This is a genomic window from Nocardia sp. MH4, from assembly GCF_019266065.1.
Classification (GTDB): Bacteria; Actinomycetota; Actinomycetes; order Mycobacteriales; family Mycobacteriaceae; genus Nocardia; species Nocardia canadensis.
In genome coordinates this window covers 1-8,856 of the sequence record NZ_LPNR01000021.1, presented here as the reverse complement: position 1 = coordinate 8,856, position 8,856 = coordinate 1, and the positions used below count along the sequence as shown (strand labels likewise).

At 72.1% G+C, this 8,856-nt stretch carries 9 protein-coding genes and 1 pseudogene; 5 read left to right on the top strand and 5 right to left on the bottom strand.

Annotation, left to right across the window (positions count from 1 at the left end; all coding sequences use genetic code 11):
- The 5 genes from ATM97_RS00530 to ATM97_RS00510 all read right to left on the bottom strand — a co-directional run.
- A partial coding sequence (locus ATM97_RS00530; RefSeq protein WP_218715917.1) for a glycosyltransferase occupies positions 1 to 917 on the bottom strand: 917 nt, incomplete at its 3' end.
- A gap of 1 nt (position 918) precedes the next feature.
- Positions 919 to 1,665 (bottom strand): DUF3153 domain-containing protein, encoded by a 747-nt coding sequence (locus ATM97_RS00525; RefSeq protein ID WP_218715920.1) that lies wholly within the window; start codon positions 1,663 to 1,665, stop codon positions 919 to 921.
- A 158-nt stretch (positions 1,666 to 1,823) separates the two neighbouring features.
- On the bottom strand, positions 1,824 to 2,582 hold the full coding sequence (locus ATM97_RS00520; RefSeq protein WP_255586532.1) for a carotenoid biosynthesis protein: 759 nt from the start codon (positions 2,580 to 2,582) through the stop codon (positions 1,824 to 1,826).
- A 265-nt stretch (positions 2,583 to 2,847) separates the two neighbouring features.
- The gene (locus tag ATM97_RS00515; protein ID WP_218715916.1) at positions 2,848 to 4,425 is read right to left on the bottom strand and encodes an NAD(P)/FAD-dependent oxidoreductase; all 1,578 of its coding nucleotides are present in this window, start codon (positions 4,423 to 4,425) and stop codon (positions 2,848 to 2,850) included.
- Positions 4,422 to 5,048, bottom strand: a complete 627-nt coding sequence (locus tag ATM97_RS00510; protein WP_218715915.1) for an N-acetyltransferase — start codon at positions 5,046 to 5,048, stop codon at positions 4,422 to 4,424. Before ATM97_RS00510 ends, ATM97_RS00515 begins: the two co-directional genes overlap by 4 nt.
- Before the next feature lie 116 nt (positions 5,049 to 5,164).
- On the opposite strand from ATM97_RS00510, the gene ATM97_RS00505 reads away from it, so the two are divergent.
- From ATM97_RS00505 to ATM97_RS00485, 5 genes and pseudogenes are all read left to right on the top strand, one after another.
- A complete protein-coding gene (locus ATM97_RS00505; protein ID WP_218715914.1) occupies positions 5,165 to 5,614 on the top strand; it encodes an SAV_6107 family HEPN domain-containing protein in 450 nt (149 codons plus the stop codon).
- A 125-nt stretch (positions 5,615 to 5,739) separates the two neighbouring features.
- Positions 5,740 to 6,168 carry a DUF3040 domain-containing protein gene (locus tag ATM97_RS00500; RefSeq protein ID WP_218715913.1) on the top strand — a complete coding sequence of 143 codons (429 nt, stop codon included), beginning with the start codon at positions 5,740 to 5,742 and terminating at the stop codon, positions 6,166 to 6,168.
- Positions 6,169 to 6,577: 409 nt separating this feature from the next.
- Positions 6,578 to 7,009: a division/cell wall cluster transcriptional repressor MraZ gene (gene mraZ / locus ATM97_RS00495; protein WP_218715918.1), complete on the top strand. Its 432-nt coding sequence runs from the start codon at positions 6,578 to 6,580 to the stop codon at positions 7,007 to 7,009.
- A gap of 28 nt (positions 7,010 to 7,037) precedes the next feature.
- Positions 7,038 to 8,227: pseudogene (gene rsmH, locus ATM97_RS00490) on the top strand (16S rRNA (cytosine(1402)-N(4))-methyltransferase RsmH).
- Positions 8,224 to 8,856: hypothetical protein (locus ATM97_RS00485; RefSeq protein ID WP_218715911.1), on the top strand; the 633-nt coding region annotated here is incomplete at its 3' end. The pseudogene rsmH and the gene ATM97_RS00485, both read left to right, overlap by 4 nt.

The window sequence follows — 8,856 nt, the reverse complement described above, 5'->3', positions numbered from 1 at the left end:
CAGAGCGCGGCCAGCGGCGGGATCCAGTAGGCCAGGGCCGCGAGCGCGCCCACCGCGGCGCCGGCGTCGACCCGGCCGCCGTAGGCCGACCACAGCCAGCGGGTGTAGCCCTCGGTGAGTTCGGCCGCGCCGTCGTACATCCGGGTGCCCGCGCTGGGGCCCGCGGCCACCAAAGCGGTGCGATGACCCGTCCGGCGCAGCGCTCGGGCCAGGTCGAGGTCCTCGGTGGCGCTGGCGGCGACGGCCGCGTGGCCGCCAGCGGCGCGATAGGCCGCGGCGTCGACGGCCAGGAACTGTCCGCACGCCACCGCGGTCGACGGGCGCAGACTGTGATTGGCCGGGCCGACCGGCAGCGTCGAGGCCCACGACCAGGCCAGCAGCGGCTGGACCAGGCGTTCGGTGGCCGAGCCGGACTCCTGCACCGGCCAGGCCGACACCAGACCGGCTCCACGCCTGCGTAATTCGGTGACCGCCGCGGCGATCGCGTGCGGGGCGAGCCGGACGTCGGCGTCGACGAAGACCAGGGCCGCGGCGTCGGTGCGGGCGGCCAGCCGCGCGCAGGCGGCGGCCTTGCCGGTCCAGCCGGGCGCCGGGTGGGCGGCCGAGCGCAGCACGGTGAACCGATCGTCACCGCCGATCGCGGCCGAGGCGGCTTCGTAGGTGTGGTCGGTGGAGGCGTCGTCGAGGATCAGTACGCGCAGCCGGGGGACGCCGGTCTGGGCGCGCAGGTCGCCGATCAGCTCGGGCAGGCGCTCGGCTTCGTCGCGGGCGGGCACGCAGACGGTCACCGGTTCGATCACCCCCGCCACCCGGCGCGGCAGGTTGCGCAACGTGACCAGGTTGTAGGCGGCGGTGGTCGCGCCCAGCGCGGCGAGACCGGTGCCCGCCCAGGTCAGGTAGCGGCCCGCCGCGCCCATGTCAGCGGCCCAGCCTGCGGCTGGCGATCTCGCGCCACATCTCCTGCGGCGAGAAGCCGCCGCGCGGCGCGTTCGGCGGGCCGGGGTTGCGGTCGCGGAAGGCCAGACCGGCGATCAGCGCGGCGACGGCGAGGGTGATGCCGCCGACGATGCCCGCCCAGCCGGCGAAGGAGCGGGTGTTCGGGTCGGCGTACTTCACCTCGGCGCGCAGGGTCGAGGTCTCGCCCGCGGGCAGCTTCCAGGACACGGTGTTGTCGCCCTCGCGGGTGCCGTTGGTCTTGGCGACGCGGGCCGGGAACGCGATGGAGAACTGCACGTCCGAGCCGTGCGGCGGCACCGACTCCAGGTCGACGCGGCCCTTGAGGCTCACCAGATCGCCGGTGCGCTGGAACTCGAGGGTGAACATGCCCTGGGTCTGATCCGACAGGCCGCCGAGCTGGCCGACCTCGCCGAAGGACAGGTCGTCGAAGAACACCTGGGTGCCGACGAAACCGTCCTGGTTGTAGTTCTCGACGCGCACTTTCGCCGCCAGCTGGTCCGGCGCCTCGAGCTGCGGGCCCTTGTCGGTGGGGCCGGTCGGCACCACCGCGGCGACGATCCGTCCCGACACCCGGTCGTTGGACGACACGCCCATCGACACCTGCACGCGCAGGCACCCGGCCAGGGCGGGCACCAGCATCGCCAGCAGGACGGCGACGGCCGTGACGCGCCGGGTACGCGCGGAGCGACGCGGTGAAGGAGCGGGCATGTCGGCGACGAGACTCGGCTGCACGGATGTCATCGTGCCAGGCCCGGGCCCGAGAACCCACACGACGGGCCCACCGGGGGTGCCGAACAGGCGATTCGTCGTCGAATCGCGCGTGCGGCGGGGCGGACGCGGCGCCGGTCAGCCCGCTGTCGGGTACGTCAGGCCGTGCGGTCGCCGTGTCGCGCGAACCCGCGTAGCAGCAGCGGGATGCCGAGGGAGGCCAGGCCGAGGAACCCCCAGATCGCCGAGGCGGGTAGCCCGAGGAACACCGCGTGGGCCAGGGCCGAGCCGAGCCAGGTCCAGCCGAACACCGCCACCGGAACCGCCACCGACGGATCGTGGGCGGGCGGTACCCGCCGGTCGAGCACGGTCAGCAGCACCGCCATCAGCGTGGCGACCAGCGCCCAGCCGAGGTAGTTGGTGTACGGGATCTGGGGGAGTGCGGGCAGCCCCGCATCGGTGACGGCCCAGGTCCACTGGCCGTCGGCCACCATCTGCGGATCGAGGAACAGATCCCAGCCGACCGCGCCGACGACGAACAGTCCGCCGCGACCCCACGCCCGCGACGCGATCAGTCCCGCCACGATCCAGATCGGATACAGCCCGCCGGTCCACGCCAGCGGGACCACCAGTGGCACCTCGGCGAGCGCGGGCCCGATCCGGTCGACGGCATAGGCGTAATCGCCGAACGGAAACCCGGTCGCCGTGCCGACGATCTCGGCGGCGAGCCCGAGCCCGGACACGATGACGAAGAACCCGATGGCCCAGCGCGCGCCGCGGGTCGTCGCCGCGTGCAGGAGGGCGGTCGCCGCCGACAGTGCGACGACGACGATCGTGATCCGGTCACGCATGGTGCCCGCACTCAACGGATAGGCGATCTGCGCCAGGACCAGCAGGATCGCCGTGGCCGTCGGCAACGCGCGCGACGGCTCGGTGCGTAACCATCGACCGAACGCCGCCGCGCCCCGGCCCGGCTGGTCCGCGAGCCACCGAGGGTGCCGGGTATCGATCACCGGTTCCGCCTGCCGATCGACGACCTCGAACCACGCGCCGCCGTCACCGAAGTCTCGTCGCCGCGCTCCAGCGCGCACCGCACCGCTGGCAGCCGATACCGCCGTCGTCGCGACGGGATCCGCCGCGACGATGCCGGGCCGCACGAGAACGACACGGCGAGTCCAGGTCTCATCGCCCGCGCGCGAACGGGAACCGGCGGATCCGGCGATCGCCGAGGACGAGCCGAGCGGCGCTGCGGCCGCTGGCCCCGGACACACCGCCGCCGGGATGGGTCGACGCGCCCGTCAGGTACAGGCCGGGCGCGCCCGGCACCCGCTGTCCCGACAACTCCGGCAGCGGCCGCCACAGCATCATCTGATCCAGCGACATCTCGACGTGCATGACATTGCCGCCGCGCAACCCCATCTCGCGCTCCAGATCGACCGGCGTCTGCACGAACCGCTGCCGCACCGACGAGGCGAAGCCAGGGGCGTACCGCTCGACCTCGGCGACGATCCGGTCCGCCTCGCGCTCGCCGTGTTCGGCCCAGTCGCTGCCGTCGGCCAGCGCGTAGGGATGCCACTGCGCCCACAGCGACAGCTGGTGCTCGCCGGGCGGCGCGATGGTGGGATCGAGCGCGCTGAAGCTCATCGCCAGCACCACCGGCCGAGGCGGCAGCGCACCACCGAGGGCCGCGCCGTGCGCGCGCCGCAGCTGGTTGCGGTCCGCGACGAGGAACTGCAGTCCGCGCGCGGATTCGGCGGGGCAGGCGCCGGGGTAGTCCGGGAGCCGGTCGGTGGCCAGGCGCACCACCATGCCGATGCCGGGGCCGACCCGGATCCGGCGCTGCCAGTCGTCCAGGGTGGCCGCGTCGAAATCGCCGGCCCGCAGCAGTTCCAGGGTCGCCAGGATGTGCGAGCCGGCGATCACGGTGTCGGCGTGCAGGTCCCGGCCCGCGGCGGTGCGCACCCGCCAGCCGTCGCCGATCCGGCGCAGGGCGGTGACGGCGTCGCCGGTGTGCAGCTCGCCGCCGTCGGCGCGCAGCCGGGCGATCAGGGCCGCGCTGAGCGCCCCACTTCCCCCCACGGCCCGGCCGGGCGGCAGCGTGTGCATGAGCGCGGCGAAACCGGCCATCGGCGCCGTCCCGGGTTCCGACATCGGCGGGCCCGACTGCGCGCCGAACCAGGCCAGCGACGCCTTGAGGCGTTCGTCGTCGAACCAGTGGTCCAGCAGCGCGTCCCCGGTCTGCAGGAACTCCCGCGACAGGGCGCTGCCGCCGTCGCGCGCGTCCAGGCCCCAGAACGAGCGGACGAGCCTGCCCGGCGTCGGGGGCCCGCCGAACGCGCGCATCACCCGCGCGCTGCGCTCGCCCCACACGCCGACGAAGCGGCGGTAGGCCTCGGCGTCGCGCTCACCGCAGGCCGCGGCGATCGAGGCGCAGGTCCGGTCGAGATCGCGATGGAAGACGAGCGGCGCGCGCACGCCGTCGGACGGCGTGAAACCCCAGGGATCGCAGTCGACGTAGCGCAGCCCGAAGCGGTCGAGCTCGAGCTCTTCGATGATCCCGGTGTGCCGGATCATGATGTGCGCCGAGGACCCGCGATCGACCAGATGACCAGGGAATCGCTCGACCGTCGAGACCGCGCCGCCGGGCACCTCGTCGCGCTCGAGCACCTGCACCCGCTGTCCGGCCTTCGCCAGATAGCAGGCCGCGACCAGCGCGTTGTGCCCCGACCCGACGACGACGGTCGTGCCCGCCGTCCTCACGCGCCGGACGGGGGCAGCGGCAGCCGCCTGCCCAGGATCGCGAACGGCCGGGTGTCACCCGCGAAGACGAAATTGCGGATCACATCGGTGAATCCGGCTCGCCGGTACAGCCGCCAGGCCCGGTTGTCCTCCTCGGGCACCTCCGGCGTCGACAGCAGCACGGCGGCCTCGGCGCGGTCGGCCAGCAGCCGCTCGAGCAGCGTCGAGCCGATCCCGCGCCCCTGCGCCGCCGGATGCACGTGCAGCTCGGTGAGCTCGAAGTAGTCGGCGAGCAGCTCGCGGGTCGCGGCCTCGGGCCAGCCACACCGGCGCATGCCGGTGTGCACCTGCTGATGCCACCACTGCCGCGGCGCGCCGCTGTAGCCGTAGGCGATCGCCAGGATCGGAGCGGTGCGCAGGTCGACCCCGCCCGAGTCGTCGGGCAGCACCGCGGCCACGGCACGCCAGCCGGCCCTGGTGGTGTGCTCGGTCCACATCGGGGCGCGGTGATGCTCGGTGCCGCGCGGATAGTCCATGGCGGCGACATACACCGACAGGGCGTCGTGCAGGCGCGCGCGCAAGGCGGCGACGCTGAGGTCGACGACGACGGGTGCTGGGGTGTGATTCGGCTTGACGGCTGTCATGGCTCTCGTCGATGGCGCGCTGGCGCGGAAGTTGTCGGTGGGTGTCCCTATATTCAATCTCAATTCAAACGTTCGAATGCTTGTTCGATCTGTGCGAGGGGCGAAAGGGGCAGCAAATGGCTGGTCGCAACGATGGTCGGGAGCACGCGGGGCACGACGGTCGCACGGGCGGGCTGCTACGTCAGGCCGACGCCCTGCTCACCGATTCGGCCTGGGAACACGATCCGGGTGAGCGGTTCCGCACCGCCTATCTGGCCGCGCTGCGCGGCGCGGGCGCGATGATCGCGCTCACCGGCGCCGATCGGGCGCCGCGGGCGCGCTCGCGCAGCGCCTGGGTCCTGCTGCGGCGTGCGAGCCCCGAATTCGCGATGTGGGCGGACTACTTCGAGGCGCACTCGCAACTGCGGGCCGATCTGGAGGCCGGGCTGGACCGCGCGGTCACCGACACCCGGGCCGACGAGTTCTGCTCACGGGTGGGCGCATTCCTCTACGACGTCGACGATGCGCTGGTCGCCGCCGTCAAGACACGCCCGCAGCCGAGTCGCGACCGGGACATGACTGCTTAGTTATCACCGAGTAGGTGGTACGGCTTCGATCGAACTCGTATCATGGGGAGCAGATAGCCGCCAAGGTCGGCTACCCGTCGCCTACCCGGAGGCGACCAGCCACGCCTAGTGCCGGGGGAGGTACCGTGCCACTCTCCGAGCACGAGCAGCGCATGCTCGAACAGATCGAGAGCGCTCTCTATGCTGAGGATCCGAAGTTCGCCTCGTCCGTCCGCGGCGGACGTCTTCGCTCCACGTCGAGTCGACGCAGACTGCAGGCCGCGGCGTTGTTCGCCATCGGCCTGTTCCTGCTCGTCGCCGGCATCGCCGCCCCGTTCAAGCCGGGCGGTTTCCCGATCATCAGCCTCGTCGGCTTCATCGCCATGTTCGGCGCCGGCGTCCTGCTCATGATCGGCAACTCCCGCAGGTCCGCTCGGCCGGACTCGTCCGAGACCCCCGCCGCGGGCTCCGGCCCCACGGGCGGCTCGACCGGACGCGGTGGTCGTCCGCGCAAGTCCGGCGGCTTCTCCGAGCGGATGGAAGACCGGTTCCGCCGAAGGTTCGAGCAGGAGTAGCTCGGCGGTAGCCGAGGCGCAACAGCATCGAAGGCGGCGCCGCACCCGATCGGGTGCGGCGCCGCCTTCGCCTGTTTCGGCGGTGGGGGTCCGCCGGATCGATGGTCAGGGCGGTTCCCCCACTTTCCCCACCATTCCCCACCGCGCCCCCACGGCGCGCATCGCCGCCGGTAGCACCTGGGATGTTTGCTGAACGTTGTCGGAACCAGGGGTTGCCGACCCGCGCGGGTTGCCCGAACACGCGATAACCCCGAATCTCGGTGATAGCTGGCATGACCTGCGGAATTGTGTTGGCGGGGAGCGAGATCACCCGGGGTTTCGATTGAAAGTGGGGGAAAGTGGGGTAATGTGGGTCGCGCACTACAGGAGAGGCCGTACGGCGAGGTGATCCAGTAGGGAGGTGGCCGAGATGTTCCTCGGTACCTACACCCCCCGACTGGACGACAAAGGGCGACTGACGTTGCCTGCGAAGTTTCGAGACGAACTGGCGGGAGGGTTGATGGTCACCAAAGGTCAAGACCACAGCCTGGCCGTGTACCCGAAAGACGAGTTCACCGCGCTCGCGCGGCGGGCCGCAGCGGCGTCTCGAAGCAACCCGCAGGCAAGGGCTTTCGTCCGAGCGCTGGCGGCGGGCACCGACGAGCAACGTCCGGATGCACAGGGCCGGATCACGCTGTCGCCGGACCATCGACGCTATGCCGATCTCACGCGAGATTGCGTGGTGATCGGTTCGGTCGACTTCCTCGAGATATGGGACAAGCAGGCGTGGGAGTCCTACCTCGCCGAGCACGAGGAGGACTACGCGCAAGCCAGAGACGAGTCGCTGGGCGGGATCTTCTAGCTCGGAGCACGCGAGTGCTGCGAGGCCTCTGCCCGGGCGTGGACCCTGACGTACTTCCCCGACGCCAGGTGCCGCGCCTCGGTCAGAGACCTCGACGCATTCGCCGGTTCCACCGCAAGGGCGGTGGAGCGGCTTCATTCAGACCGCAATCTCATTCGAAAAGCACTGTGTGGCAAGGCGACCCGTCTGCGACGCGAGGCAGTATCCCGGGAGGTCGAGGTGAACCATGACACCGAGAACCCCCGTCATGTGCCGGTCCTGCTCACCCGCGCCGACGAGCTGCTCGGCCCCGCGCTGAGCGAGCCGGGCGCGGTCTACCTCGACGCGACCCTCGGCCTGGGCGGCCATGCCGAACACTTCCTGCGCACCTATCCCCACGCGCGCCTGGTCGGGCTCGACCGCGACACCACCGCGCTGACACTGGCCGGCGAGCGGCTCGCGCCCTACGCCGACCGGATCACCCTGGTGCACACCCGCTACGACGGCATCGCCGACGCGCTCAGTCAGGCGGGCCTGCCCGAGTTCGGCTCCGTGTCAGCGATTCTGATGGACCTCGGGGTGTCGTCGATGCAGCTCGACGAGGCCGATCGCGGCTTCGCCTACTCCGTCGACGCGCCGCTGGACATGCGGATGGACCCGACCACCGGCCCGACCGCCGCCGACGTGCTCAACACCTACAGCCACGGCGACCTGGCCCGGGTGCTGAAAACCTATGGCGACGAACGGTTCGCGGGCAAGATCGCCTCGGAGGTGCTGCGCAGGCGCGCGGTCACGCCGTTCAGCACCAGCGCCCAGCTGGTCGAACTGCTCTACGACACCATTCCGGCCGCGGCGCGGCGCACCGGCGGTCATCCGGCCAAGCGCACGTTCCAGGCCCTGCGGGTGGAGGTCAACGGCGAGCTCGACTCGCTGCGGGCCGCGCTGCCCGCGGCCCTGGATTCGCTGCGCGTCGGCGGGCGGATCTGCGTCATGTCGTACCAGTCGCTGGAGGACCGGCTGGTCAAACAGGAGTTCGCGCCCCGGATCGTGTCCAGGTCACCGATGGACCTGCCGGTCGAATTGCCCGGTATGGGACCGGAGTTCCGGATGCTGACCCGAGGTGCGGAGAAGGCGACCGAGTCCGAGATCGAGGTCAATCCGCGATCCGCGCCGGTGCGGATGCGCGCGGCCGAACGGATCGCGGAGAGGTCAGGGAGGACACAGGAGGGGACACGATGAGCGTGCGGACGAGCACCGTCGCCGTGCCGGGGCGTACGGCCCGTCGCGTCGAGGCGGCCGAACGGGTGAAATCCGGTGCCGCGCAGCGGGCCTACGCGCGCAAGCGCACCAGGGAGCAGCTGCTCGACGGGATCGAGCTGCCCGAACGGGGCTCGACGATGGCCGGGCGGATTCCCTTCGTCACCGCGATCATCGGGTTGCTCGGCTGCGGTCTGGCCCTGACGCTGCTGCTGACCACCCGCGCCGCCGAGGACAGCTACCAGCTCGGCGACGCCAGGGCGGTCAACCGCAAGCTCGCCGACGAGCGGGCCGCGTTGCAGCGCGAGGTCGCCGCCGCCGACTCCGCCCCCGAATTGGCCGCGCGCGCCAGAGAACTGGGCATGATCCCCGCCAAGGACCCGGCCCGGCTGGTGCTCGGTCCCGGTGGGGAGGTGACTGTCATCGGCACGCCGACGCCCGCGCAGGGCGCGCCGGTGCCGCCGCTGAACGGCCCGCCGACCACCACTCCCAACCCCGCGCCGGGTCACGCGCAGGCGCAGGGCGAGCGGGTGGTCCCGGTGCAGCCGGGCGCCTCGACCGCAGGCCCGGCCGCCCCGAGTGGGACCCCGGCGAACGTGCTGGCCGCGCCC